The 26338-nt window shown below is 40.7% G+C and carries 24 protein-coding genes and 3 pseudogenes; 17 read left to right on the top strand and 10 right to left on the bottom strand.

Going from position 1 to position 26338, the window contains the following annotated elements; all coding sequences use genetic code 11:
• Position 1 precedes the first annotated feature (1 nt).
• The 6 genes from catC to FTU83_RS08605 all read left to right on the top strand — a co-directional run bounded on the left by catC (position 2) and on the right by FTU83_RS08605 (position 4337).
• Positions 2-292 carry a muconolactone Delta-isomerase gene (gene catC, locus FTU83_RS08580; protein ID WP_180021835.1) on the top strand — a complete coding sequence of 97 codons (291 nt, stop codon included), beginning with the start codon at positions 2-4 and terminating at the stop codon, positions 290-292.
• A 153-nt stretch (positions 293-445) separates the two neighbouring features.
• Complete coding sequence (locus FTU83_RS08585; RefSeq protein WP_078193765.1) at positions 446-1132, top strand: 3-oxoacid CoA-transferase subunit A; 687 nt, start codon at positions 446-448, stop codon at positions 1130-1132.
• Positions 1133-1151: 19 nt separating this feature from the next.
• Entirely contained in the window at positions 1152-1802 is a 651-nt protein-coding gene (locus FTU83_RS08590; RefSeq protein WP_180106096.1) for a 3-oxoacid CoA-transferase subunit B, read from the top strand.
• 125 nt (positions 1803-1927) lie between these two features.
• The gene (gene pcaF / locus FTU83_RS08595; protein WP_180106097.1) at positions 1928-3133 is read left to right on the top strand and encodes a 3-oxoadipyl-CoA thiolase; all 1206 of its coding nucleotides are present in this window, start codon (positions 1928-1930) and stop codon (positions 3131-3133) included.
• Between the two features lie 68 nt (positions 3134-3201).
• Complete coding sequence (pcaD, locus tag FTU83_RS08600; protein ID WP_180106098.1) at positions 3202-3981, top strand: 3-oxoadipate enol-lactonase; 780 nt, start codon at positions 3202-3204, stop codon at positions 3979-3981.
• A 71-nt stretch (positions 3982-4052) separates the two neighbouring features.
• Positions 4053-4337 carry a hypothetical protein gene (locus tag FTU83_RS08605; RefSeq protein ID WP_257222556.1) on the top strand — a complete coding sequence of 95 codons (285 nt, stop codon included), beginning with the start codon at positions 4053-4055 and terminating at the stop codon, positions 4335-4337.
• 125 nt (positions 4338-4462) lie between these two features.
• Here the strand turns inward: FTU83_RS08605 and FTU83_RS08610 are convergent, their stop codons facing one another.
• The 3 genes from FTU83_RS08610 to FTU83_RS08620 form a co-directional block, all read right to left on the bottom strand.
• Positions 4463-5701: a CaiB/BaiF CoA-transferase family protein gene (locus tag FTU83_RS08610; protein ID WP_180106099.1), complete on the bottom strand. Its 1239-nt coding sequence runs from the start codon at positions 5699-5701 to the stop codon at positions 4463-4465.
• 51 nt (positions 5702-5752) lie between these two features.
• Complete coding sequence (locus FTU83_RS08615; protein ID WP_180106100.1) at positions 5753-7180, bottom strand: MFS transporter; 1428 nt, start codon at positions 7178-7180, stop codon at positions 5753-5755.
• A 209-nt stretch (positions 7181-7389) separates the two neighbouring features.
• Complete coding sequence (locus FTU83_RS08620; protein WP_180054767.1) at positions 7390-8610, bottom strand: acyl-CoA dehydrogenase; 1221 nt, start codon at positions 8608-8610, stop codon at positions 7390-7392.
• Positions 8611-8856: 246 nt separating this feature from the next.
• On the opposite strand from FTU83_RS08620, the pseudogene FTU83_RS08625 reads away from it, so the two are divergent.
• The 7 genes and pseudogenes from FTU83_RS08625 (at position 8857) to FTU83_RS08655 (ending at position 14925) form a co-directional block, all read left to right on the top strand.
• Positions 8857-9792: pseudogene (locus tag FTU83_RS08625) on the top strand (LysR substrate-binding domain-containing protein).
• A gap of 104 nt (positions 9793-9896) precedes the next feature.
• The gene (locus FTU83_RS08630; RefSeq protein WP_180106102.1) at positions 9897-10598 is read left to right on the top strand and encodes a Sir2 family NAD-dependent protein deacetylase; all 702 of its coding nucleotides are present in this window, start codon (positions 9897-9899) and stop codon (positions 10596-10598) included.
• A 187-nt stretch (positions 10599-10785) separates the two neighbouring features.
• Positions 10786-11730, top strand: a complete 945-nt coding sequence (locus FTU83_RS08635; protein WP_121530792.1) for an ABC transporter permease — start codon at positions 10786-10788, stop codon at positions 11728-11730.
• Positions 11730-12611, top strand: coding sequence for an ABC transporter ATP-binding protein (locus tag FTU83_RS08640; protein ID WP_180064230.1), 882 nt, complete (start codon positions 11730-11732; stop codon positions 12609-12611). Before FTU83_RS08635 ends, FTU83_RS08640 begins: the two co-directional genes overlap by 1 nt.
• A gap of 82 nt (positions 12612-12693) precedes the next feature.
• Positions 12694-13710, top strand: coding sequence for an isopenicillin N synthase family oxygenase (locus tag FTU83_RS08645; protein ID WP_180106104.1), 1017 nt, complete (start codon positions 12694-12696; stop codon positions 13708-13710).
• Positions 13707-14588: a hypothetical protein gene (locus tag FTU83_RS08650; RefSeq protein WP_180021811.1), complete on the top strand. Its 882-nt coding sequence runs from the start codon at positions 13707-13709 to the stop codon at positions 14586-14588. The genes FTU83_RS08645 and FTU83_RS08650 overlap by 4 nt, the downstream gene beginning before the upstream one ends.
• A 7-nt stretch (positions 14589-14595) precedes the next feature.
• Complete coding sequence (locus tag FTU83_RS08655; RefSeq protein ID WP_168377505.1) at positions 14596-14925, top strand: multidrug efflux SMR transporter; 330 nt, start codon at positions 14596-14598, stop codon at positions 14923-14925.
• 140 nt (positions 14926-15065) lie between these two features.
• Here FTU83_RS08655 and FTU83_RS08660 read toward each other — a convergent pair whose 3' ends face one another.
• The 4 genes from FTU83_RS08660 to FTU83_RS08675 all read right to left on the bottom strand — a co-directional run bounded on the left by FTU83_RS08660 (position 15066) and on the right by FTU83_RS08675 (position 18607).
• On the bottom strand, positions 15066-15866 hold the full coding sequence (locus FTU83_RS08660) for a sulfite exporter TauE/SafE family protein (protein ID WP_180021809.1): 801 nt from the start codon (positions 15864-15866) through the stop codon (positions 15066-15068).
• Between the two features lie 45 nt (positions 15867-15911).
• Positions 15912-16406, bottom strand: coding sequence for a flavin reductase (locus tag FTU83_RS08665; RefSeq protein WP_180106106.1), 495 nt, complete (start codon positions 16404-16406; stop codon positions 15912-15914).
• A gap of 104 nt (positions 16407-16510) precedes the next feature.
• Positions 16511-17539, bottom strand: coding sequence for a methionine synthase (locus FTU83_RS08670; protein ID WP_180106108.1), 1029 nt, complete (start codon positions 17537-17539; stop codon positions 16511-16513).
• Positions 17540-17617: 78 nt separating this feature from the next.
• Complete coding sequence (locus tag FTU83_RS08675) at positions 17618-18607, bottom strand: putative oxygenase MesX (RefSeq protein ID WP_180106110.1); 990 nt, start codon at positions 18605-18607, stop codon at positions 17618-17620.
• A 623-nt stretch (positions 18608-19230) separates the two neighbouring features.
• Between FTU83_RS08675 and FTU83_RS08680 the strand changes: the two are divergent.
• Positions 19231-19898 (top strand): annotated as a pseudogene (locus FTU83_RS08680) (epoxyqueuosine reductase QueH).
• A gap of 96 nt (positions 19899-19994) precedes the next feature.
• On the opposite strand, the gene FTU83_RS08685 reads toward FTU83_RS08680, so the two are convergent.
• From FTU83_RS08685 to FTU83_RS08695, 3 genes are read right to left on the bottom strand one after another with little or no spacing between them, the layout of a single operon-like run.
• Positions 19995-21017 carry an ABC transporter substrate-binding protein gene (locus FTU83_RS08685; RefSeq protein WP_180106112.1) on the bottom strand — a complete coding sequence of 341 codons (1023 nt, stop codon included), beginning with the start codon at positions 21015-21017 and terminating at the stop codon, positions 19995-19997.
• Positions 21014-21211, bottom strand: coding sequence for a hypothetical protein (locus FTU83_RS08690; protein WP_168377511.1), 198 nt, complete (start codon positions 21209-21211; stop codon positions 21014-21016). The genes FTU83_RS08685 and FTU83_RS08690 overlap by 4 nt, the downstream gene beginning before the upstream one ends.
• A gap of 11 nt (positions 21212-21222) precedes the next feature.
• Positions 21223-21663 (bottom strand): ribbon-helix-helix protein, CopG family, encoded by a 441-nt coding sequence (locus tag FTU83_RS08695; protein ID WP_180059580.1) that lies wholly within the window; start codon positions 21661-21663, stop codon positions 21223-21225.
• A 448-nt stretch (positions 21664-22111) separates the two neighbouring features.
• Here FTU83_RS08695 and FTU83_RS08700 point away from each other — a divergent pair, with 448 nt between their 5' ends.
• The 3 genes and pseudogenes from FTU83_RS08700 (at position 22112) to FTU83_RS08710 (ending at position 26255) form a co-directional block, all read left to right on the top strand.
• A complete protein-coding gene (locus tag FTU83_RS08700) occupies positions 22112-23194 on the top strand; it encodes a putative zinc-binding metallopeptidase (RefSeq protein WP_180106113.1) in 1083 nt (360 codons plus the stop codon).
• Between the two features lie 188 nt (positions 23195-23382).
• Positions 23383-25346: pseudogene (locus FTU83_RS08705) on the top strand (esterase/lipase family protein).
• An 84-nt stretch (positions 25347-25430) separates the two neighbouring features.
• The gene (locus tag FTU83_RS08710; protein WP_180106115.1) at positions 25431-26255 is read left to right on the top strand and encodes a hypothetical protein; all 825 of its coding nucleotides are present in this window, start codon (positions 25431-25433) and stop codon (positions 26253-26255) included.
• Positions 26256-26338: the final 83 nt, after the last annotated feature.

Here is a 26338-nt window from a genome sequence, read left to right on the forward strand (position 1 = left end):
AATGCTTTACCAAGTACGCATGGATGTCAATATTCCATTAGATATGCCAGTCGAAAAAGCCAATGAAATTAAAGCTGTAGAAAAGGCTTATTCACAAGATCTACAACGTCAAGGCAAATGGCGCCATATCTGGCGCATTACCGGTCAATATTCAAATATCAGTATTTTTGATGTTGAAAGCAATGAAGAGCTACACAACATTTTACAAGGGCTTCCCCTTTACCCGTATATGAATATTGAAGTTATGGCTTTAAATCGTCATCCCTCTTCTGTTCGTAGTGATGACAGCTGATGCGATTGGATTCCAATTGGGTAACACATGATTGGAATCCATTTTCTGCATTTTTAAGTTTGTAAATATTTGAAATAAAAGATTATCTGCCTTGTATGACTGAAGTGGTTAGTCAGGTAAATAGTTTTATCGTTCTTGATGAAGGATCGTAGCATGATTGATAAAAGTACCGCTTCCTTAACAGAAGCACTTTCTCAAATTAAGGATGGATCTACCATTATGATTGGCGGCTTCGGTACGGCTGGTCAGCCTGCTGAACTGATTGATGGACTGATTGAACTTGGCATCAAAGATCTCATCATCGTCAACAACAATGCAGGTAATGGTGACTATGGACTTGCTAAATTACTCAAAGCTGGTGCTGTCCGTAAGATGATCTGTTCTTTCCCTCGCCAATCGGACTCTTGGGTGTTCGATGAGCTATACCGTGCAGGAAAAATAGAACTTGAGCTTGTACCACAAGGTAATTTGGCTTGCCGTATTCAAGCGGCAGGCATGGGTTTAGGTCCAATTTATACACCAACAGGTTTTGGTACGTTGTTGGCAGAAGGCAAACCTACACTCAATTATGAAGGCAAAGATTTCGTCCTCGAAAATCCAATTAAAGCTGATTTTGCTTTAATCAAAGCACATCAGGGCGACCGCTGGGGCAACTTGGTTTACAACAAATCAGCGCGTAACTTTGGCCCCATTATGGCTATGGCAGCAGATGTGACAATTGCTCAGGTTTCTGAAGTTGTTGAACTTGGTGCATTAGACCCAGAGCACATTATTACCCCTGGCATTTTTGTACAACATGTTGTGGCTGTTCAACCTGCACAGCTTGAGCAATCTGCATAAATCACGTGAGGAAAGAACCATGAGCTATACCAAATTAACCCGTGATCAAATTGCAGAACGTGTTGCACAAGATATTCCAGATGGTGCTTATGTCAATTTAGGCATTGGCTTGCCCACTAAAATTTCAAATTATTTACCAACAGATAAAGATGTTTTTCTACATTCAGAAAATGGACTTTTGGCTTTTGGTCCTCCTCCAGCTAAAGGCGAAGAAGACCCTGAGTTAATTAATGCAGGAAAAGAGTTTGTCACTATGCAAACGGGCGGCTGCTTTTTTCACCATGGTGACTCTTTTGCCATGATGCGTGGCGGGCATTTAGATATTGCAGTATTAGGCGCTTTTCAGGTTGCCCGAAATGGTGACTTAGCAAATTGGCATACTGGTGCGCCAGATGCAATTCCTGCTGTAGGTGGTGCAATGGATTTGGCTGTTGGGGCGAAAAAAGTCTTTATTACTACAGACCATGTGACCAAAAAAGGTGAACCGAAAATTGTTGCTGAATTGTCATACCCTGCGACAGGCCTGCAATGTGTCGATCGTATTTACACAGATTTGTGCGTCATTGATGTGACGGTTGAAGGCATGAAAGTGATTGAAAAAGTCGAGGGCTTGAGCTTTGACGAATTACAGTTAATGACAGGTGCTAAGCTGATAGATACGACAGCTTAAAGCAAAAAGTCCCTCCTTGATTAAAGGAGGGATTTAGGGAGGATTAATATTCAAAAATTAACTTCCTGTAAATCCCTCCCAACCTCCCGTTAAAAGGGAGGAGCTGAGTTTTTAGGATTTATAAAATGAAAAATGCCTATATTATTGATGCAATCCGTACCCCTTTCGGTCGCTATGCGGGCGGTTTAGCAGCAGTACGTACCGACGACCTAGGTGCCTTACCTATTAAGGCACTGATGCAGCGAAATCCAAGTATTGCTTGGGAGTCTGTTGATGACGTGATTTACGGCTGTGCGAACCAAGCCGGTGAAGATAACCGTAATGTTGCACGAATGTCGTCGCTACTTGCAGGTGTACCTTTTCAAGTTCCTGCTACAACTGTAAACCGACTTTGTGGTTCATCACTTGATGCGATTGCGATGGCAGCCCGTGCAATTAAAGCAAATGAAGCAGACTTAATTATTGCCGGCGGTGTAGAGAGTATGTCCCGTGCGCCCTTTGTTATGGGTAAATCGGAAAGTGCTTATGGACGCAGTCAAAAGATTGAAGACACCACCATGGGTTGGCGTTTTATCAATCCAATACTCAAGCAAATGTATGGCGTGGAAACCATGCCTCAAACCGCTGAAAATGTGGCAGAACAATTCAACATTAACCGTGCTGATCAAGATGCTTTTGCCTTAGAAAGTCAGCGCCGTACAGCCGCTGCACAGGCCAATGGTTTTTTTGAGAAAGAAATCATCCCTGTCGTCATTCCACAGCGTAAAGGCGACCCACTGATAGTCGATACAGATGAGCATCCACGTGCATCGACGACGGCAGAAGGCTTAGCAAAACTCAAACCTGTGGTGAAAGCTGATGGGACGGTAACTGCGGGCAATGCTTCAGGGATCAATGATGGTGCAGCTGCACTACTGATTGCTTCAGATAATGCTGTCAACAAATTTAAGTTAAAGCCACGGGCCAAAATTATTGCGGCAACGGTGGTGGGTGTTGAACCCAAAATCATGGGCTTTGGTCCTGCGCCTGCCATAAAAAAGTTGTTAGCTCAAACAGGTCTAAGCCTTGAACAAATGGATGTAATCGAGCTGAATGAAGCTTTTGCGGCTCAAGCCTTAGCGGTTACCCGTGAATTAGGTTTAGAAGATGGTGCTAAACATGTTAATCCAAACGGGGGCGCTATTGCTTTGGGTCATCCATTAGGCGCATCTGGAGCACGTTTAGTCACGACTGCATTAAATCAGCTTGAGGAAATTTCAGGTCAATATGCCCTCTGTTCGATGTGCATTGGTGTCGGTCAAGGCATCGCTTTGATTATTGAACGTGTTTAATCCTCAATAAAAGTCCACCTTATCAAAGGGGGGATTTAGGGGGATTTATAAAATTAAGGATTCAAAACATGCCTACATTTATATCCAATGATGCAACGATTAATTACGCAACCTTTGGTGACCACATACGACCTGCGATTGTGTTTTCTAATTCTTTAGGCACAAAGTTCAACATGTGGCAGCCTCAGATAGAGGCGCTGCAGCAGGATTATTTTGTCATTTGTTATGATACACGTGGTCATGGTGCATCTTCTGCCCCTCAAGGGCCATATAGCCTTGATCAATTGGGTACAGATGTCATCCATTTATTGGATCATTTAAATATTCAACAAGCCACATTTTGTGGAATATCGATGGGTGGTTTAACAGGTCAATGGCTTGCAATACATCATCCTGAACGCTTTAACCATGTCATTGTATGCAATACCGCTGCAAAAATTGGGCAAGAATCAGCTTGGAATGAACGTGCACAGTTAGTCCGTCAACAAGGTCTGAAACCAATTGCAGAAACGGCAGCATCACGATGGTTTACAGAACCCTTTATCCAAAGTAACACGGCAACTGTACAATCTTTGAGTAACGACCTCGGAGCTGGCAGCCCAGAAGGTTATGCAAGTTGTTGTGAAGCTTTGGCTAAAGCGGATTTACGCAATGAAATCTCGTCTATTCACGTACCTGTATTAATTATTGCAGGTCAACAAGACCCTGTAACTACAGTTGCAGATGGTCAATTCATGCAAGAACGCATTGCAAATAGCCAATTATTTGAAATTAATGCATCGCATATTTCAAACATCGAACAGCCAGATGCATTTAATCAGGCTTTGCAGAATTTTATACAGCAATAATAAGCAGCTGAACAAATTCAATGTAATGTTATTAAAATAGAGCCTTGCCATTGTGCAGGGCTTTATTTCGTTTGAAGGCTTATACTCTCATCAATGGAGGTGGTATCGATGATCTTGCTGTGCAATTAGTAGACTTGAAAAATAGGCATATAAATGCTTATTGCGTGCAGCATTGCGGAAATTGGTTTGTGTATAATCCAGAATTTGAATGTTATAGCTTAAAGAAAAAATATCAAGGCGCAAAAGTATGGACATCTCTTTCATACGAAAAAATAAAGACCGTATTGCAGGCCCAAGCTTTAATGAATAATTATACTTTATCTAGAAAATTAACATTAAAAGCACTCCGTAAATGAATATTGATATTGAAAAAGACCGAAGTATTGGAGTCCTTCGGTCTAAACTTTTAACTCCACTCATTCCACATAGGCGTTTAAGCCCATATATTGAAGAATAGTTTGAAGAATAATCCCATGAAATTTTAAGCTGCAGGATGATTGAGTTGATCAATGATGCCTTGTGCAGCCAATTCATTTAATTCAGCTTCAGTTTTAAATTGGGACAAAATTTCGATTGTGTGCTGCCCTAACTGCGGTGGTGCATGACGGTATTCTACAGGCGTATCAGATAATTTCATCGGTGATCCAATCACTTTAAAATCATGATTTAAAGCATGTGGAATATTCACCACCATTTGACGATGTTGAATTTGCGGTTCATTTAATGCATCTTCTACAGAGTTGATTACACCCACTGGCACTTTTACCGCATGAATCGCATCAACCCAAACTTGAGCATCTTGAGTGAGAAAATAAGCACTCAATAATGGAATTAATTCTTCACGGTGCTTCACTCGATCTTGATTACGTAAATAGTTTGGTTGATCTAGCAGTTCTGTATAGCCAATCGCAATACACAAATCTTTAAATTGTTTGTCATTACCACAGGCAATAATAAATTCTTTATCTTTAGCTTTAAAGGTTTGATACGGTACAATATTCGGGTGATTATTTCCCATGCGCTTGGGTGCTTTGCCCGAGGTCAAATAGTTCATACCTTGATTGGCCAAAGCCGCTACCTGTACATCGAGTAATGACATATCAATATATTGACCGCGTCCAGTATGTTGCCGCGCCAACAATGCCGCCTGAATAGCAATGGTTGAGTACAGTCCGGTCTGAATATCGACCACAGCGACCCCCACCTTTTGTGCTCCGCCACCCATCACATCATCAGCTTCACCAGTAATACTCATCAGACCTGACATGCCTTGAATAATAAAGTCATAGCCTGGTTCTTCCGCGCGTGGCCCATCCTGACCAAAACCTGTAATTGAGCAATATACGATATTTGGATTTAGCGCACTGAGCGATGCATAATCCAAACCATATTTGGCAAGTGAGCCTGCTTTGTAGTTTTCAATCACGACATCTGCCGTTTTAGCAATTTCACGGACTAGGGCTTGCCCTTCTTCACTAGCAATATCAATGGCTACAGAATATTTATTGCGGTTCGCACATTGGTAATAGCCTGATTCTTTCGTCGCTTGACCTTGCTGATTTGGCATCCAAGGTGGTCCCCACATACGGGTATCATCCCCGACTTTAGGACGCTCAATTTTGATTACCTCTGCACCTAAATCAGCCAATATTTGACCGCACCAAGGACCTGCCAAAACACGGCTTAAGTCCAATACGCGAATTCCTTTTAATGCACCCATAGTTCACTCCAGATGTGCCATAGTATTGAGCTATGGCACAGATATTTTTAATTATTTTACTGTTGCAGTTTTTGCAGACGCTTTTTGCTCTGCATCAGCAACATGTGTATCTAAACTTGCCAGTTTTTCTTTTTCCGCATCTGAAGAAAGTGATGCTTGCTGTGGGTCATATTGGCGTTCACGGATGAACAAGCCTGGAATAACACCTGCAATAAAGTAAGCAGCACCCATTACAATAAAGGCCATGGTGAATGATCCGCCAGCGGCAATCATACCAATGGTTGCTGGTGCTATGGCTGCGCCTAAACGTCCCATATTGTAAGCACCGCCAATAGCCGTACCGCGTACATCCGTCGAGAAGCTTTCTGCCATATAAGTTGCATTTACACCGTATGGAATACCGTATAGGAAACCGAAAGTTACGAGTAAATAGGCGATGTTGGTTGGTGTGTTATAGAAAATGATGATCGGTAAGAATGCTGCCGTAGCTACCGTACCAAACACAAAGGTAATACGACGTCCGAACTTGTCAGCGGCATAGCCTGCTAAAATTTTACCCAAAATCATGGCGGTATATGCACCTACCATATAGCCAGTCATGGCTTTAAAGTTCATGCTGAGTTCAGTTTCTAAATACGTTGGCATCCAATTGTTGACACCGTAATAACCGAATTGTAGAAATGCAGCGGTCGACATCCAAAGGAAAAACATTTTGCGATGATTGGTATGTCCAAAAATACGTTTATAAATGCTTTCAGAAGGTGCGTTTTGCTTGGCTGCAGCTTGCTGCTGTACAGGTTCAAGCTTTAATTCACGGCGTTTTATCTGCTCAATTTTTGCTTCCTGCCAAGATTTTGGTTCAGGAACAAAACGCATAAAGATCAGGGCAAAAGCAGCAGGAATAATGGTGACATAAAATAGCATCCGCCAGCCGTGATCTGGAATAATGGCACCCGCCAGCAGCGTTGCAACGATATAACCCACGGTTTGACCGGTTTGCAAAGTCCCAAGTACCGTTGTTCGATATTTGGTTGGCACATATTCTGCCATGAGCGTATTACACGCCATGTAAAGAGAACCCAGTCCAAAAGCGCCAATAAAACGTAAAATTAAAAATTGTTCATAGCTTTGGGTAAAGCCTAAGATACAGGTCATGATCGAGAAAAATACGACCGACCAAGCAATGGTTTTCACACGGCCGAATTTATCGCACGCCCATCCACCCGAAATACCACCCAGCGCCATCCCTGCTAAAGAAGAACTACCGAGCATTCCAGCTTGAAATGTACTTAAACCAAATTCAGCCTTTAAACTGGTCAGGCTGAATGACAGCAACATGATGTCTACACCATCAATCACCAAGGAAATAAAGGCAAAAATAAAGGCCATTTTCCAAGTGTTGCTGGTAATCCGATGCATCGTGCCCACGTTAGAAGGCAATTTGAGCGTTCCTGCTCCGTTTTGCATTTCGTTATTCATTTCCTTGTTCCTCATTTTCCCAAATGAGTCATCGGCATTCCTATGTCTGCACATTTGCCTTTTTTATTCTTTTTATTTCATCACTGCTCAGGCTATTGCACAGAGTTACAAGAGTGTTTCACGATGAATCCTTTATTGATTAAGTTTATTTTTACATAAAAAGTCTCTAAGGCACTCTATGCAGAGCACCTTATCGATATATAATTCAATTAGTTACCAAAAGCCGCGATGCCTGTTTGCGCACGACCTAGAATCAGTGCATGTACATCATGTGTGCCTTCATAAGTGTTGACGACTTCGAGGTTAACCAAATGGCGGGCAACACCAAACTCATCAGAAATACCATTTCCGCCCATCATGTCACGCGCTACACGGGCAATATCTAAAGCCTTGCCACAGTTGTTACGTTTAATGAGTGATGTGCCTTCTACTGCAGCTAAACCTTCATCTTTCATACGTCCAAAGCGAAGCGCAGCTTGTAGCCCCAAGGCAATCTCAGTTTGCATATCCGCCAATTTCTTTTGAATTAACTGATTCGCTGCCAATGGTCGGCCAAACTGTTTACGGTCCATGGTGTATTGGTGCGCTGTATGCCAGCAGAACTCAGCTGCGCCCATTGCGCCCCAAGCGATACCATAACGTGCACTGTTTAGACAGGTAAATGGGCCTTTTAAACCACGTACTTCTGGAAAAGCGTTCTCTTCAGGAACAAAGACATTGTCCATGACAATTTCACCGGTAATTGATGCACGTAAGCCAACTTTACCGTGAATCGCAGGCGCTGATAGACCGTCCCAGCCTTTTTCTAAAATAAATCCGCGAATGTCTCCTACATGACCTTCAGGCGATACTTCTTTCGCCCAAACCACAAACACATCGGCAATTGGGCTGTTGGTAATCCACATTTTTGCGCCAGTTAGACGGTAACCACCATCCACTTTTTTTGCACGAGTAATCATGCTACCCGGGTCAGAGCCATGATCAGGCTCAGTCAGGCCGAAACAGCCAATGTACTCGCCTGTTGCCAACTTTGGCAGGTATTTCTGTTTTTGCTCTTCAGAGCCAAATTCATTAATTGGCACCATCACCAAAGAACTTTGCACGCTGGCCATAGAGCGGTAGCCAGAATCTACATATTCAATTTCACGTGCAACTAATCCATAGCTAACATAGTTTAGACCTGCGCCGCCGTATTGCTCTGGAATCGTTGGGCCAAGTAAGCCAAGCTCACCCATTTCTCGGAAAATTGATGCATCAGTTTTTTCATGTCGAAATTGTTCGAGTACACGTGGCTGTAAACGCTCTTGGCAGTAAGCATGTGCAGTATCACGGACCATGCGTTCTTCTTCAGTTAATTGCTGTTCCAAAAGAAACGGGTCTTGCCAGTTAAATTGTACTTTTGCCTTTTTTACATTGACCATTTGATTCATCGCATCCTCTGCTTTTTCAGGTTTTCGTTGTTTTATTTGATGCTATGTGTGAAAAGTGATTCATTCAAACGATTAATTTGCATGTAGATATGCGCCTTTCGCATACCTAAGCTTGGCTCACAGCGTGTTAAGCACTTTAGCCACTGATTTGAACTGCGGATTGCTTTATTTATAGACTATAGTGGTATATGAAAATCATTCTTATATGCCATTTTGTGATACCTATCGATAAAAAGGACTTTATCTATGCGGCGCAATATTCCGTCATTGCAAAGCTTAATTTGCTTTGAATCTGCTGCAAAACACGCGAGTTATACGCATGCTTCCCAAGAGTTATTTATTACGCAAAGTGCCGTGTCGCGCCAAATTCAACAGCTTGAAGAATATTTAGGTGTAATGCTATTTAGCAGAACACGTCACGGTGTCGATCTCACAGAAGCAGGCAAGCAATATGCAAAAAGTATTAAACCCTTTTTGCAAGGTATCGAAAAAAGCACTTCAGATATTATGATGCACAAAGGCTTGGGCGGCACTTTAAAGCTGGGCGTTGTGCCAACCTTTGCCACACGTTGGCTGTTGCCAAAATTACATAAATTAAATGCGCAGCATCCTGAAATTACCGTGCATTTAGAAACCAGTACCAAACCTTTTTTGTTTAATGAAAATGTCTTTGACGCGGCGATTTTTGCAGGAACGCAACAGCAAATTGAGCATTGGCCGGGTATTCAAGCGCATTATTTAATGGATGAAGAAGTGGTTCCCGTTTGTTCCCCCAAATTGATTGAAAACAACTTTCCACTTGCGTAAATGACCGATGATCACAGTTTTAATTTAAGCGATGAAGAGTTACTTCAATTTCCCTTATTACAGCAAACAACCCGTCCAAGTATTTGGCAAGAATGGTTTCAAGCCCATCAGCTTCAGCATCCCAAACCATTTGATGGTCAGCGACATGAACTATTTTCTATGCTTTCTGTGGCCGCCAGTCATGGCATGGGTATGGCACTGATTCCACAAATGCTGATTGAAGCTGAACTGAGAAAAAAAGAATTGGTGATTGCATCAAATAAAAAACTGCACGGTAGCCGAAAATATTATTTAGTCCATTCGAGCCAAGACAGTTCACCGCAAATACAAAAATTTGTCGATTGGGTGCTACAAGAATTGCACCAGATCAGTTGAAGTAATCGCTATATTTTGAGTACAGTAAATTCGCTGAATCATCCATTCAATACATGTAACCGTGCCTAATGGACGCATCAATTAAAATATAAGGCTATATATCTATGCAAAAAATTGTGGTGTTTTCAGGTGCCGGCATGAGCGCAGAAAGCGGCATCAATACTTTCCGTGACAGTGATGGTCTTTGGGAACAGCATCGTATTGAAGATGTGGCCACACCTGAAGCTTGGGCACGTGACCCTTCTTTAGTACAGCGTTTTTATAATGAACGCCGTAAACATATTTTAGCCGCAGAGCCAAATGCAGCGCATAAATTAATTGCTGAACTCGATGATTTTTTTGATGTACAAGTCATTACTCAAAATATTGATGACCTACATGAACGTGCAGGCAGTCAAAATGTACTACATCTGCATGGAAATATTCGTTACGCAAAAAGCTCTGGCCCTCAGGCGCAATATACGCAGGAATTGTTTCCCATTGAAGGTGCTGATTTAAACTTAGATACTGATAAATGCCCTGAAGGATATCCTTTACGGCCACATGTAGTCTGGTTTGGCGAAGCAGTTCCTGCCTACGAAGATGCAAGTGTGAGTGTGCAAACAGCAGATATTTTTATTGTGATTGGTACGAGTCTGGCTGTCTATCCTGTGGCTGGATTGATTCACGAAATCCCAGCCAACTGCCGTGCATTTTATATCGACCCGAAAGCAGATTATCAGCGTGTACCTGAGCAGTATCAACTGATTAAAGCGGGTTCGAGTGAAGGAATGAAAAAACTTTTTTTGCAATTGCTTGCGCCATAAAAGTACATTTTGGCATCAGTATCGATCAAAAAAATGATATCGCCTGCTACTTTTGCAGGCTTTTTGCTGTTTATAGCCTATCTAACTTGGCTTAAGTCCAATAAATGACGGCATAAACACGTTTGGCATTCAAATTGCTTAACAGTATTACGTTTTATTAAAAAAGTAATATTGGGGCTTGGTCAGTATGGGTTATGTCGCAAGAGAGCTCAGTCCAAAAAGTAAGCTATTGCTTGGCTTAGGATCATTTTTAATTCCTGTGCTCATTTGGTGTGCAGTGAGTTATTTGCCATTTTTATGGCACCCGCAGGTGCAAATTACGCAGTCAGGCAGTGTGCCTTATTTTCAGGTGGATAGCCGTGTAGACAAAGCGGTGTTTTATGCCGAAGCGCAATCTGCGGTCAATGCTGGTTTAGCGCCACCTCAAGGTAAACTGGTCAATCCAATCTATCTACCTGCACCGCATGAAGTGGCAAAAGCGCTGGTTACAGCCTTTATTACCCCGCCTGCCCAACCTGATGCCCCATGGTTTCATCAAAGCTTATGGCACAGTATTAAAATTGTGTTCAGCGCATTTTTTATTGCCTCTCTCATCGGTATTCCGCTCGGTATTCTTTGCGGTTTTTCTCAAAAAATATCTCAACTGACCGAACCCTTTGTTGAGTTTTTTCGCTACTTGCCCGCTCCTGCTTTTGGCGCTTTGGCCGTTGCGATTTTAGGCATTAATGATGCACCTAAAATCGCCATTATCGTGATCGGGACGCTATTTCAGCAAATTCTAATTATCGCCAATACCACACGGATGGTTGACCGTGGCTTGATTGAAGCAGGTTTTACGCTGGGTACCAATAAAATGAAAAGCTTATTTCATGTGGTGATTCCGGCGGCGCTTCCTGACATTTACCGCGACCTACGTGTATTGCTGGGCTGGGCTTGGACTTATCTGATCGTATCTGAACTAATCGGCACAACATCTGGGATTACATGGTTTATCACCCAACAAGCGCGTTACCAAAACTTTGACAATGTCTATGCCGCGATCCTCATCATTGGAGTGATTGGTTTGGTATGCGATGTAGTGCTAATGAAACTCGGTCAACGTCTATTTAAATGGAAAGCAGGAGCAAAATAATGAACAGCACAGAGTTTAATGCCAGCACTTATTTCGATGCAATTTATGCACGCCCTGTCATTTTAGAAGCAAAAAAACTTACACAAAGTTTTAAGCACGGCAAAACTGAACGCACTATTTTAAATCAGTTGGATTTAAAGATTCATAAACGTGAATTTATCTGCGTGATTGGCCCATCGGGTTGCGGTAAATCGACCTTTAGCCGAATTGTGGCTGGACTTGACCCTTACAGTAGCGGTGAATTGCTGGTCGATGGCCAAGCCATTGAAGGCCCAAGCCCTGAGCGTGGCATGGTGTTTCAAGGCTACACGCTTTTTCCATGGAAAACGGTCAAAGAAAATGTGATGTTCGGCCCTTTAATGAAGGGTGCCAGCAATGCTTCGGCTGAATCCAGCGCCCGCGAATGGATTGATATTATTGGTCTAGAAAAATACCAAGATCAGTACCCGCATCAGCTTTCTGGTGGGATGAAACAGCGCGTTGCCATTGCCCGCGCATTGGTCAATGAACCCAAAATATTATTGATGGATGAGCCGTTTGGCGCGCTTGACCCGCATACCCGTCAAAAAATGCAAAAACATTTAATGGATCTTTGGCAAAACATTGATATCACGATTATTTTTGTGACACATGATATGGATGAAGCGATTTTATTGGCGGATCGTATTGTGGCGCTCAAAGCCAATCCTGGTGAAATTAAAGAAATTATTGAGGTCGATTTGCCCCGTCCTCGTAATCCTGAACTCATGCTGAGCCCTGAATTTAAACAACTGCGCGAACGGGTGGATTTCTTGGTACATGCGCAGGAAGACGAGCTCGACCCTGCAATGGAGAACTTACCGAAAATTCCGCGTATGACCCAAGTCAGTACACAAAAATAACTGGATTAATCCCTCTTCATCTTTAGGACGGCCTAAATGATGTAACTACAGCGTTGGACGGCCAACTTTATAGGAATTGAAGATGAATGAATCTTATGTTTTGCCACTTGTTGATATTTCAAAAATGCAAAGCACGGAATTGTCAGAGCGTTTAGAAGTAGCAACCGCTTTGGATCAAGCCTGTAAAGATGTTGGTTTTCTATATTTAAAAGGTGATCAGTTCAATTTTGATTTTGCGACATCATTGATTCAGGTGGCAAAGCGCTATTTCCAACAAGATACTGCCAGTAAAATGCAACACTTTATTGGGCTGTCGAAAAATCACAGTGGCTATGTGCCAATTGGTGAAGAACAGTTTGTAGGCAACAGCTATGACTTAAAAGAAGCCTATGACATCAATTATGATTACCACGGCGAAACGACGGCATTTCCCTTGCTGGGCCCTACGTTATGGCCAGATGACGCCACATTTAAGAGTACGGTCTGTGATTATTACTGCCATTTACGCAGTATTAGCGAGCAGATTTTTCAGGCCTTTGCTTTAGCATTGAATGTAGATGAGCATTTTTTTGATTGCAAAATTACCCATCCGACCAGCCAACTGCGTCTAATCCATTATCCCTATAACCCTGAAGTGAAAGATGCCGAAGGTATTGGCGCGCATACAGATTATGAGTGCTTTACACTGCTCTTGCCGACGGCACCAGGTTTACAAGTATTAAATAAACAAGGTGAATGGATGGATATTCCATTGATTGAAAATACTTTGGTGATGAATATTGGCGACATGATGGAAATTTTGTCGAATGGCAAATATTTGGCCACCAAGCACCGTGTTAAAAAAGTCTCTGAAGAGCGCTACTCTTTCCCTCTGTTCTGTGCATGCAATTACGACACGATCATTGAGCCTGTACATTCTACTGAAGCGCCCAAATATCAGCCCCTAATTGGTGGCGAACATTTATTTAATCAAACCGCGCAAACCTTTAGTTATCTCAAAAAACGTATCGCTTCAGGAGAGCTAAGTCTTAGAAATGCTGTGCCATTGTCATCATTTGGTATGGATGAAAATACAGAAGCACAAGGAGCAAGCGCATGAATCTATTTCAGGCTTTAGCACAACTTCCAGCCAGCCAAGAGGTTTCAGGTCCTATTCCAGACTATTTATATGGTGCTTTTCGCCGTAAAAGCATTAGTTTTTCAAATGGTTTGACGGATGAAAAGACCATTGTGTATTGGTTTCAGTCACGTAGTTTCACCATCGATCTACGTTTAAAAAGCCAAGAAAATACGCCAGTGAATGAGCGTCAAGGCTGGATTGGTAACACCCTATGGGATGCTAAACAACAATTATTGTCTTGGGACGTTAAAGCACACTCAAATTATCAAAATCATGTGCAATGGCCAGAACCTGCAAAACTACATGCGATTGGCAACTGTATTTTAGAATTCTCTCCAAGCAATGCGTATGTCGAAGACTGGCGTCAACAAGTGCATGAAGGGTTATTTTTAGGCCTGCGCTTGAAGTCAGCTTTAGATGTAGAAAGCCATCAGCCATTGCAGATGGATGGCGGTTTAATTATTTGTGATAAGCATGTGGCCTTTGCACTGAGTCGTTTACCTACAGATCAGCAAACTGTTGCCAGCATCGATATATCATCTGCACCTACTATGTATGAAACGGTGATTGAAAGCTTTGAAGTATCTATCGCTGTAGATGGTCTGCATAAGCACTATACAACGACTTCATCTCAGCAAGATCAACCACTTAACTTTGATCATTTCAAAGTTATTGATGAAACACATTTAATGCAAAACGTCATTATTAATGGTCAAGCAATACAGCTGATGTTCGAGGTGGATATTTATGTTCCACATTATGCATTTCAGCGTCGCACTGATACCACGACAGAAAGTACAGATTGGTTGCAAAATGAAAAACAGCACCTCTTGTACCATGCCGTAGAATGTCTATAGGAAATCAATGTCGTTTATATATTTGCTCATCGCAATCATTGCTGAAGTGATTGCCACGTCCGCCTTAAAAGCCAGCAATGGCTTTACTGAACTAGTACCGATTATTTTTACCGTATTGGGCTATGCCATTGCACTCTTCTTTTTAGGTTTGACCTTTAAATCGATTCCAATGGGATTGGCCTACGCCATGTGGTCTGCTGCAGGCATTGTACTGATTTCTTGTGTGGGCTGGATTGTGTTTAAACAAAATTTAGACCTGCCTGCCATGATTGGTTTGGCCTTTATTTTATTGGGTATTGTGATTATTAATGTTTTTTCTAAAAGCACAGAGCTTTGAAATGTCAGTTTTAAAATGAAGTTTTTAAATAATATCTCTGAAATTTTAAAGACTTAAATTGCTATAGATAAAAATGCTCTAGCTTGCTGTTGCACACTAGAGCATACGTTTCGAATGAATTAACTGTGATCAGTCGGCTTCTATAAAATGCCTTTCACTAGAAAAAAGCATCCAACAATACATAACAGCACAGCAAAACATTTTTTCAGTACTGCTGGTGAAAGCGCATGCGCAGTTTTCGCGCCATATTTAGCCGTAAAGAAACTCATCACACTAATGCCCAAAAAGGCATAGATATGAATAAAGCCAATGGTATTTGGAATTTCAACTTGCTGTTGCATACCAAAAAACATAAAGCCTAATGCACCAGCAATGGCAATGGGTAAACCGCAAGCCGCAGACGTCCCGACCGCTTTTTGCATCACCACGCCATTTGCCGTTAAATACGGTACCGTAATACTGCCGCCGCCAATCCCGAAGATGGCCGATGCAACGCCGATACCCGAACCTGCTGCAATTTGTTTAGCTGTAGATGGTAGTGTTTTATTTGGATCGACTGGCTTTTTTGCACCCATAAACATGGTATAAGCCACCCAAAGTAAAAACACACCGACAATCATTTGCAGATGTAAGCCTGACAGCCAGCCTGCAATACCCGCGCCTGCAAAACAACCAATCGCCATAGACGGAGCTAAATTTTTAAATACAGGCCAAATCACAGCACCATTTTTATTGTGCGCCATCAAGGAGCTGATCGATGTCACAACAATCGTAGCCAAAGATGTGCCGAGCGCCAAATGCATAATCACATCGGGGCTATAGCCCATTTGGCTAAAAACAATATAGAGCAATGGCACAATGATGGTACCGCCGCCAACGCCAAACAGCCCTGCAGCAAAACCAGCAAATGCGCCAATAATTAAGAAAGTAATGAGTTCCACGAAATAGATACTTTTAAAGAGATGTATTGAAGAAGTCTGACTGGTTTAAGCCAACTCCACTTGACCCACAGCATGATAAGCGCGGTTGAAATATACCAAGCTTTCCTCCTGCTGACTTTGCTTGATTGCAACCACACGGCACATAAACACACTGTGCGTACCCACTTCTTGAATCTGTTCAATCTGACAATCGAAACCGACCAAAGCATCTTTTAATATTGGTGAACCTGTTTCTAATGTGGTCCAAGAACCCAATTTAAAACGCTCTTCCGAATTGAATTTGCTTGAAGCAAAGGCATTGGAAATTTGCTCATGCTGTGCGCCTAAAACATTGACAGACAGAACTTTATTTTCAAGAAAATGCGCATGAGAACGAGATGATTGATTCATACAAACCAGCAAAGTTGGCGGTGTATCTGTCACACTGCATACGGCTGATGCTGTAAATCCATGCATGCCTGCTTCACCCTCAGTCGTAATCACGTTGACTGCAGTCGTCAATAAAGACATTGCATTTCTAAAATCAGTTGCTTCAATCATCTCTTCAATCTCAATGGTCTATATGGCTTATCTCTTTCTCAGGTTTGGGCAATAGCAAATTTAATTTCCTTATTGCCCTTACATGAAACCGAGTCAGCTCGAATTTATGCGGTCAATTCTTGACGAATAATGGCAGCGCCTGCGCTTAACGCATTTAGTTTGCCTTGCGCCACTTGGCGAGGTAAAGGCGCCATACCGCAGTTTGTTGAAGGATATAGCTTGTCGGCATCTACAAATTGCAATGCTTTGCGTAATGTATTTGCTACTTCTTCTGCTGTTTCAACTTGATTGGTTGCTACATCAATTGCGCCAACCATCACTTTTTTACCGCGGATGAGTTCAATTAAATCCATGGGTACACGAGAGTTTTGGCATTCAAGTGAGATGATATCCAGCTTCGATTGCTGCAGTTTCGGGAATGATTCTTCGTATTGGCGCCATTCATTACCCAAGGTTTGTTTCCAATCGGTATTGGCTTTAATGCCATAACCATAGCAAATATGAACGGCTGTTTCGCATTTCAAACCTTCAAGCGCACGCTCTAATGTCGCAATACCCCAGTCATTGACTTCATCAAAAAATACGTTAAACGCAGGCTCATCAAATTGAATGATATCTACGCCTGCCGCTTCAAGCTCTAAAGCTTCTTGATTCAGGATTTTAGCAAATTCCCAAGCCAATTTTTCACGGCTCTTGTAATGACCATCATACAAAGTATCAATCATCGTCATCGGGCCTGGCAAAGCCCATTTGATCGGCTGATTGGTTTGGCTGCGTAAGAATTTTGCATCATCAACAAACACTGCTTTCTTACGAGATACTTCACCAACCACAGACGGTACACTTGCATCATAACGATTACGAATACGCATCGTTTCACGCTTTTCGAAATCTACACCTTCAAGATGTTCAATAAACGTGGTTACAAAATGCTGACGGGTTTGTTCACCATCACTGACAATATCAATGCCTGCATGGATTTGTTCATGCAAAGATAATTCCAACGCATCACGTTTTGCATCTAATAATTCTTCGCCTTCAAGCTTCCATGCTGACCACAATTTTTCAGGTTCAGCTAGCCAAGACGGTTTAGGTAAGCTGCCAGCAGTTGAAGTTGGGAGTAAAATGGCCATATTCGATCTTCTATCTCTATTTTCTTTAAAACGGGTGGTTTAACTCACCCGTGTTTCATCTATTTGCGTGATTTAAAATTAAGCTGCATCTGCATTTTCAATACTAAAATTAGCCGCCCACTCATTCAGAATGTCTTTATATGGCTGGATAAAGTTCTCTTCCGTCCATTTGCCCTGTTTAACCGCCAACTGGCCACGTTCAACACGGTCGTACACAATACGGGTTAATGAGTAATCGCCAAAGCTTAAGCTTGGTTGATACACTAAACCTGCTGTCGCATTGGTATTGTAAATTTCAGGACGGTAGATTTTTTGGAAGCTTTCCATGGTGCTGATCGCGCTGATCAGTTCGAAATCTGTATAGTCGCTAAGCAAGTTATTTGCTGAATAGAATGCCAATGGTGCAGTCGCATTTTCAGGTTTGAAGTAACGAACACTTAAGCCCATTTTTGCAAAATAGTCATCGGTACGTGAATGGTCATCATTGGTGTATTCCACACCTAAGATCGGATGTACATTTGCAGTACGGTAATAAGTTTTTGTCGTTGAAACACTTAAGCAAATCACAGGCTGTTTTTTAAATTCAGCTTTGAATACTTCTGAATTGATCAAGTGTTGATAAAGCTTGCCGTGCAAATCGCCAAAATCTTCAGGTTTTTCATTGAATTTGCAACCGAGTGCTGGTAATACTACGCTGAAGTCATAGTCACGTACATACGATGAAAAACTGTTGCCGATCATGCCTTCAATGCGTTCATTGGTTTTATGGTCGATGATGGTGCTTTTTAAAGTTTCAATAAACGGGAAAGTTTGACCATTACCCTCTACATCGAGTTCAGCGGAAATGATGTCAATTTCAAGTGAATAACGATCCGCATTTGGGTTGTCACAAGTAGCTAAACTATTGAAACGGTTATTAATCATTGCCAAAGTACGGCGCAGATTCTCTTCACGGTGTTCACCACGTGCCAAATTGGCAAAGTTCGTTGTTAGACGTGTATTGTCTGCTGGCTCATAGTTTTCATCAAAGCGAATACGTTTGATTGAACATGCAAATTTATGACTCATGGAGATTCACTACCCTAAAATTAAAAATAATCAAAATTTCTGTATGAAGTAATTTATACGTGAAACTTAAGATGAATAAAAATGATTTAACCTCAACTCAAAGTGAGATAAATTCATGTTTAAGATTTAAATACAATGAATTTTCTTCAACTATGCATCATTCAACTGGCGATAAAAAAACTGCCACCCAGGTAGCATTTAAATTTTATTTAATATAAATAAGGGCTTAAAAAAAATTCAATGAAAATTTTTTCATTCAAACACACATCTGAAATGTGTAGAATCGTACAGATTGGCTCAAAATCTCCACTCTCAAAATTTAGCGATTTATTCATTAGGGTGAATTTTTCTAACTTTAAAATGAAAAAAGATCAAATCACTAATTGTTTTAATATTGAATCTGTAACACTAATATACTTTTGTCCTGAGCTATAAAGTTCTTAAACCTTGCCATAAATAGATAAACAAAATATGAAATAAGCATATATTCATGTCGTTTCAGCTTTTTAGTCAATATACTGAATATGACTCAACTTGTACTTAGAAAAAATCAGCATATTCGAGCTTTGGTATGTTAAGGAATCGCTAAAATATTCGGTTTATACTTATACCTTCTTAAAATCATGTCTAATAAATTAGAACCTCAGACACTGACTCTCCCAGTAGGTCATGACAAGCTTTTACTCCACTCTTGCTGTGCACCATGCTTTGGCGAAGTCATGGAAACATTAATTGGATCAGGTATCGATTTTTCAATTTTCTTTTACAATCCCAATATTCATCCTGTGAAAGAATATGAAATCCGTAAAGAGGAAAATATCCGCTTTGCCGAGAAACATAACATTCCGTTTATTGACTCTGACTATGAGCCAGACAATTGGTTTGCTCGCGCTAAAGCTATGAAAATGAGCCTGAAAAAGGCCTCCGCTGTACCATGTGTTTTGATATGCGCTTTGAACGTACTGCATTATATGCGGCAGAACATGGCTTTAGCCTAATCAGCAGTTCATTGGGTATTTCACGCTGGAAAAATATGCAGCAGATTAATGACTGCGGGCATCGTTCAGCTTCACATTATGACGGAATAACCTATTGGGACTATAACTGGCGTAAAAATGGCGGTGCTGTACGTATGCTGGAAATCAGTAAAAAAGAAGAATTTTATCAGCAGGAATACTGCGGCTGTGTCTATTCACTGCGCGATACCAATCGCTGGCGTATGAGCCAAGGCCGTGACCGAATCAAATTGGGTGTGAAGTTATATTCCAATGCGATGGATGAAGAAGCTTGAGTTCTGCCCTTCGTTATTTTTTATGGATATTAATTTGATGTTGTTAAGCCCTGAAATTTTTACATCATTCAGGGCTTTTTTTAGCTATATTTCAACTTATTTCAGTTCTTCAACCAACGTTGGATAGATTGATCCATCGACATCCATTTCGGTTTTATAAATGCCATTGGCAACATTAAATTTGTTCACGTGATAACTCGAGCCATAAAGTGAATCAAATCCTGTACCTTTTTTAAAGACTTGTTTATTGGCAGCCAAGTCCAATAAATGTGTGCCTCCAATAAACTGTTCATATTGTGCAGGGTCAACACCAACTCGGGTTGACATGATTTTCACTGCATCGGCATGCGTTGCAGGGTCGTTGATGTATTTAACCGTTTTATCCCAAACTTGAATGATTTTTTTCCATTCTTCTTTGTTGGCAGATAAATGCGTCATGTTGACGGTTAATGTGTCGTAAATCAGACCGGGTTTATCTTTCGATGTATAAATGATTTTAGAACCTGCTACCGCTTTCAAAGCTTGATTTGCGACCGGTTGCCACACGGCAATCGCTGCAATATCAGGACTTGCAAATACTTGTGGCAGCTCATTGGTCATGGTGTTGACCAACTTCACTTCAGAAGCTTGAATTTTTGCATCATCCAAAGCCGTCGCTAAAAGCAAATGATCAACCAAGCCTTTTTCAGTCGCGACACTTTTTCCTTTTAAATCGGCAAGACTATTGATGCCATCTTTAGCAATGATGACATCATTACCCGCAGAATAGTCCGTCGCCATAATCATGACGCCTTTCGTACCGCCAGAACCCGTAACTAAGTTATCGCCGTTAGTGACCAAAACAGCATCCAACTGATTTGCCGCAAATGCAGATAGTGAGGCTGAATAATCAAACCATTTAAAATCTACATTGACACCGGCTTCTTTCAACCAGCCTTTTTCAATAGCAACTTGCCATGCGACAAAACCAGGCCAGTCGCTATAGCCAATTGTGATGGCTTTTGTATTGACAGTGCCTTCTGCCTGAGCATTTGGTTCAGGTGTTTTGGCCGTATTGTCACAACCACCTAGTAAGATGGCGGTCAAAACGGATGCAGATAAGCAGGCTTTTTTGATCATAGTGCGATTTCCCCAATGGCATTACAGTTAAATTTGGTATTGGTGTACAAAAACGATGGTGTATTCGGATTGCTGACAGATTGAGCATTGTGCTTTGCACGATTTGGTCTTTGGTTACCTGCATTAGCATGTGCTTGCTGTTGGTCTGTGATTCGGTCTTTAAACTGACCTTGTGAACGATATAATTGGCCCATTTTAAAACTCCTTAATTCTTTGCATTTTGCGGAATTGGCGGCATTACAGCGTCCATTAACTCCAAATGTCCTTTAATCACACCTTTAAGTGCTGAAAAATGCTGACTGATAACTTTGAGCTCTGAACTGACGCCTTGCAGAATCATGACTTCTAAAATTTTGTGGTCATCGAGTTGAATATGCAGCGAACTCACCACTTGTTCTAAAAACTGCTGCTGTAAATCTAAAAGCTGAATACGTAGCGCCGTACTACTTGCGTCATAAAGTAAGGTAAATGTGCCGACCATTACTTCGTTACGCTGCTCCTGATCGGCAATCAGATGCTTATTGATCATGTCGACAATGGCCTGAGAACGGCTCTCATAATGCTGATCGACAATTTTTTGATCCAAAGCATCAACTGTTTTTTCAGGCACGGTAATACTGATACGCGCCAGCTTTCGTTTAGGCACTGTTGTTCCTTATTTTTTTTGCTGAATATAGAAACCCGCACGGGCGCTCAGTAGCTCAATAAAAAATTGCTTTAATTGATGCAGAAATGTTGCAGATTGATGGCGGTTCATATGCATCTCCTGTTTGAGTAATACAAAATATTTATTTCGTAATATCGATAGAAATGCAGAATCTGTGCCAAGTGAGAAATACAAAAAATGATCGATTATTTTGTTCTTTTAACTTTCTTTTAAATTTTACTGTTCATGATTTGTGCAATAAATGCACTCATCGAGACCCCTTTGCACTATTGCTGCGATGTATTATTTGATGAAAGACTATTTCTAAAGGTCGTTGTTCTTAAACAAGAGCATTGACCGGCATGTAACAAACTCGAAGTTCAATTTATTTCATCAACATTGAACATCATTTATACTGATTGATCATTCTATTCATCACTCAACGCCTATGAAGTATTTCAGCTGCGCGGTATGTTCTAACCAAATCTTTTTTGCCAATTCACACTGTGTCAATTGTCAGACTGCGCTGGGCTATATTGCCTCTGAAAAGCAAATGGGCTGTTTTGAAAAGCACAGCAGTACGTTATGGCTTGCGTTAAATCCTGAAATAAAGGGAAAACGCTTTAAACCTTGTCATAATTATCAGCATCATCAGATATGTAACTGGATGGTGCCTGCTGACAGTGAGGAAATTTATTGTGAGTCTTGCCTGCTCACGCACACCATTCCCAACTTAGATAACCCAGACCATATTGTGTACTGGGCACGATTGGAACATGCTAAACGGCGTTTTTTGTATTTAATGCAGCAGCTCAATACCATGCCGCGTCCTAAACGCAGCCAAGATGACCGTTTTGGACTTCGTTTTGATTTTCTGATGCCAACAGAAAATACACCTGTTATGACCGGTCATGCCAATGGAATTATTACCTTGAATGCCAGTGAAGCAGATGTGATTTACCGCGAAACAACGCGTATAAAAATGGGTGAAAACTACCGTACACTTCTAGGTCATTTTAGACATGAAAGTGGTCATTATTATTTTGATTTGATTAAACATTTACACCCAGAGCTGATTGATGAATTTCGGGAACTGTTTGGTGATGAACGACAGGATTATAGTGAAGCTTTGAAACGACATTATAATGACGGTGCGCCGCAAAATTGGGCGGATTACTATGTTAGTTCCTATGCCAGTACGCATCCTTGGGAAGATTGGGCGGAAACATGGGCGCATTATTTGCACATGATGGACACTCTTGAAACCGCCTACTATGCAGGATTAGTGGTCAAAACCAATAAGTCAGATTTGAATAATTTAGAACTGAAAGAAAACCCGATTGGCGCTCAGGATTTTGACCTATTGCTGCAACACTGGATGACCTTGACCTTTAATTTAAATGCACTGAACCGCAGCATGGGCTTAGATGATGCTTATCCATTTACGTTGTCGAATCCGGTATCGGATAAACTTAGATTCATTCATCATAAATTGCTCAATATGACCTTAAAAAACCAGCAGCACAATTAGATTAAATTTAATACGTGATATTGTTTGAACCTCAGATCAACTTTTCTGTATTACAGCATTCGTACATTAGCTTATAGAAAGGATGTATACGTAGTAATTTTCTTGGATTGAGCGCTGTAACACCTGCCCTATTTTTACTATTTTATAAAGGTTAAAATAACAAAAAATAGATGCCTGTGACCTTTCCAATGATGCCTTTCACGCATTTACCCGCTCGTTTTATGTGTATCATCAGCCTGAGTTTGCTCAGTGGATGCCAATTGGTCAAATTACAAGAAAATCAACTCAGTGCGTCACTAAATAATAAAACAGATAGCATATTAACCCATCAGAAGCTCAGTACATTTAGCCATCAAATCCTGTTAATGGTGAATGAAAGCGACCAATCTTGTTTAAATGCGCTTGAAAGTTGTATTCACAAAATGCGTAACAATGAAACTTTAGATATTGCTCAAGTCTATGCATCAGCAAGTGAGCTGTACATGGCACGTGCTTTAAGCGCCGATCAAAATCCACAATGCAAAAAAAGCTTAAAACAACACAGCGGAAAATTAGCTTCAAGCAAAATTAAAATGTGTATGGATCAGCAGCTTGCAGACTTTGATTTCAGTCTGCGTTACAGCTATGTCTATCTATTTAAATCCGCTCAAGCCCCAGAAGAACGCTTATTTGATTTGCGTCAGGGACAAGTCCGCACCTTTTATAATGTGGCTTTATCACGTCTGATCACCTCATCATTCACCCGCTTTGACTATCAGCAAATGCCTGAAAGTTTAATGTTGGGTTCATCGCTTTATCATTTTAACTATGACATTATCCTGAAATCAAAAATGCGGACATTGATAAATTACTGTCGAGCTATAATTTTAATTTTTCAGGCTTAAAAACCATTAACCGTCAGGAAGGCATTGGTTCTGAATTTGTCTTAGTCAAAAAAGCTACGGATCTGTCTGCTGCGCAGCCTTTTGTACTAGATCCTGAACAATATTATTCAAATAAATCCAACCCCAATATCCATACAGCACGCTATTTATCTGTCAGTGCGATCGCCGAGCCTGCCAAGACCAATAGCAGCATTAGTGAAATTTTGTCGCCGCAATCAGACTTTAAGGTTGAATTATTTAATCCCTATCAATTTAAAAAGGCAAAAATTGAATCTCAGTCCTATACCCTAACAGCCAATTATTCTGTGCCTTATGGACTTTGGTTAGCCGAAAATAAATTAGGACAATCTGGCTATTGGACACTTCTGAATAAGGAAGAACATTTGCGCATGCCACATGTGTTTATGTTAGAGCCTTATCAACCCAATAAAAAGATTATTGTCATGGTTCACGGATTAGCCAGCAGTCCTGAAACGTGGATCGGCCTGACCAATAATATTATGGGTGATCAAAAACTACGTGATCATTACCAAGTTTGGCAAGTGTTTTACTCAACCAATATGCCAATATTTGAGAGTCGTTTTCAAATCAATGCTTTACTCAAACAGGCATTTGCAACTGTTCAGCCCAATACGCCTTCGGCTCAAGATGCTGTCATTATCGGACATAGTATGGGCGGCATCATCAGTCGTTTATTGGTTAGTGATGCAGATATTTCCGCTCAAGCTATTCCACTCATGAACTATGAACAAAACACACAGTTACAACGTCATCCGATTATCCGCGATCGTTTTGTCTTTAAAGCATTGAAGCCAGTTAGTCGTGCAATTTTCATTGCCGCACCGCATCATGGTACTGACTATGCAGACCGCTGGTTTACCAATTTGGCGAAAAAAATCGTGGTATTGCCTTTAAGTTTTTTAAATGATGTCAATGTTGAAATCCCGAATGCAAAAAATTCAACTATGGGCCTGATTAAGTCTGGGCCGGCAGATTTAAGTCAACAATCACGTTTTATGCTGTTGACCGCAGACATCATGCCAAATAAAGATATTCCTTATCATTCTATTATGGGGAATCAGATGCAAAGCACTGAGCCGAGCAAAATGTCGGATGGCATTGTTCCCTATACAAGTTCTCATTTAGATGGTGCGGTGTCTGAAAAGATTTTCAATGGTGGACATTCCATCCATGAGTCTGCAGATGCCATTTTAGAATTGCGACGCATTTTGAGAGAGCATTTGGACAATGAAGCGTTGAATCAATAACGATAAAATTGCTTTATGTATTTATAAATTATCTTTTAAAAGCAGTGTTTTATTGCTAAATTAGCTCTATATTTTGGGGGCTTTATGACAGAAAAATTATACTATTGGGCTGAAAATTTAGAAAATTACACATCAAATAATGATAGTGAAACTGGTTATGATGAAGTTATAGAAATCAAACGACTTAATTTCTTTATTGGTAAAAATAACGCAGGTAAAAGTAGGTTTTTACGTGAATTATTTAAAACATCTCAAGGTCAGCAACTTTATAACTCACTACAATTCAGAAAATTAATAACTTTTAAAAATAGGTTAATCGTTAGCAAAAAATATAACAAACATGATGATTACAATCATTTTTTAACAACGATTGAACAAATTAAACCGTCCAATATCGGTTCTGTAATCACATTATTCTCAAATTCGCTTACCCACTTATCAAGATTCAATCAACTATCAGGAATTTATTCAAATAATAATATTCAGCAAGCTCAAACATATTTTAATCAAGAACTTCAGCAAAACCTAAATCCTATTTTTACAAATACTAAATTTTATATCCCTATCTTACGTGGCATGCGCCCTGTAACCGATTTAGACGAAAAATATCCTTATATAGAGCGTGCACAAAAAGACTATTTCAAGAATCAGAATAAATTTAATCATGAAAATATAATTACAGGAGAACGCTTATATTACGAGCTTAAAGCTCACTTATTAGGAGAACCTGAACACCGAGAACTTATTAAAAAATATGAAGAAAAATTAAGTCAGTATTTTTTTGATAATGAACCTGTCACTTTAATTCCAAAATTCGGAAAAGATGAACAAGGAAATGAGATTGATGTCGTTCATATTAAAATTGAGAGGTGGTCCCACTTGTTTGAACAACTAAAAGCGTATTTATAAGTGATATTCCGCTCTAGTTAAGCCACCTTGTTTTGTTGGGGTAGCTGATCATAGTAAAACTCATTTGGTGTCATTTTGTCTAG

The sequence above is a fragment of the Acinetobacter sp. YH12152 genome (assembly GCF_013418285.1).
GTDB lineage: Bacteria > Pseudomonadota > Gammaproteobacteria > Pseudomonadales > Moraxellaceae > Acinetobacter > Acinetobacter amyesii.

Bases quoted from the DNA above. Each gene is read 5' to 3' on its own strand.
- catC (WP_180021835.1), top strand. From the start codon at position 2: ATGCTTTACCAAGTACGCATGGATGTCAATATTCCATTAGATATGCCA.
- FTU83_RS08585 (WP_078193765.1), top strand. From the start codon at position 446: ATGATTGATAAAAGTACCGCTTCCTTAACAGAAGCACTTTCTCAAATT.
- FTU83_RS08590 (WP_180106096.1), top strand. From the start codon at position 1,152: ATGAGCTATACCAAATTAACCCGTGATCAAATTGCAGAACGTGTTGCA.
- pcaF (WP_180106097.1), top strand. From the start codon at position 1,928: ATGAAAAATGCCTATATTATTGATGCAATCCGTACCCCTTTCGGTCGC.
- pcaD (WP_180106098.1), top strand. From the start codon at position 3,202: ATGCCTACATTTATATCCAATGATGCAACGATTAATTACGCAACCTTT.
- FTU83_RS08610 (WP_180106099.1), bottom strand. From the start codon at position 5,701: ATGGGTGCATTAAAAGGAATTCGCGTATTGGACTTAAGCCGTGTTTTG.
- FTU83_RS08615 (WP_180106100.1), bottom strand. From the start codon at position 7,180: ATGAATAACGAAATGCAAAACGGAGCAGGAACGCTCAAATTGCCTTCT.
- FTU83_RS08620 (WP_180054767.1), bottom strand. From the start codon at position 8,610: ATGAATCAAATGGTCAATGTAAAAAAGGCAAAAGTACAATTTAACTGG.
- FTU83_RS08630 (WP_180106102.1), top strand. From the start codon at position 9,897: ATGCAAAAAATTGTGGTGTTTTCAGGTGCCGGCATGAGCGCAGAAAGC.
- FTU83_RS08635 (WP_121530792.1), top strand. From the start codon at position 10,786: ATGGGTTATGTCGCAAGAGAGCTCAGTCCAAAAAGTAAGCTATTGCTT.
- FTU83_RS08640 (WP_180064230.1), top strand. From the start codon at position 11,730: ATGAACAGCACAGAGTTTAATGCCAGCACTTATTTCGATGCAATTTAT.
- FTU83_RS08645 (WP_180106104.1), top strand. From the start codon at position 12,694: ATGAATGAATCTTATGTTTTGCCACTTGTTGATATTTCAAAAATGCAA.
- FTU83_RS08650 (WP_180021811.1), top strand. From the start codon at position 13,707: ATGAATCTATTTCAGGCTTTAGCACAACTTCCAGCCAGCCAAGAGGTT.
- FTU83_RS08655 (WP_168377505.1), top strand. From the start codon at position 14,596: ATGTCGTTTATATATTTGCTCATCGCAATCATTGCTGAAGTGATTGCC.
- FTU83_RS08665 (WP_180106106.1), bottom strand. From the start codon at position 16,406: ATGATTGAAGCAACTGATTTTAGAAATGCAATGTCTTTATTGACGACT.
- FTU83_RS08670 (WP_180106108.1), bottom strand. From the start codon at position 17,539: ATGGCCATTTTACTCCCAACTTCAACTGCTGGCAGCTTACCTAAACCG.
- FTU83_RS08675 (WP_180106110.1), bottom strand. From the start codon at position 18,607: ATGAGTCATAAATTTGCATGTTCAATCAAACGTATTCGCTTTGATGAA.
- FTU83_RS08685 (WP_180106112.1), bottom strand. From the start codon at position 21,017: ATGATCAAAAAAGCCTGCTTATCTGCATCCGTTTTGACCGCCATCTTA.
- FTU83_RS08690 (WP_168377511.1), bottom strand. From the start codon at position 21,211: ATGGGCCAATTATATCGTTCACAAGGTCAGTTTAAAGACCGAATCACA.
- FTU83_RS08700 (WP_180106113.1), top strand. From the start codon at position 22,112: ATGAAGTATTTCAGCTGCGCGGTATGTTCTAACCAAATCTTTTTTGCC.
- FTU83_RS08710 (WP_180106115.1), top strand. From the start codon at position 25,431: ATGACAGAAAAATTATACTATTGGGCTGAAAATTTAGAAAATTACACA.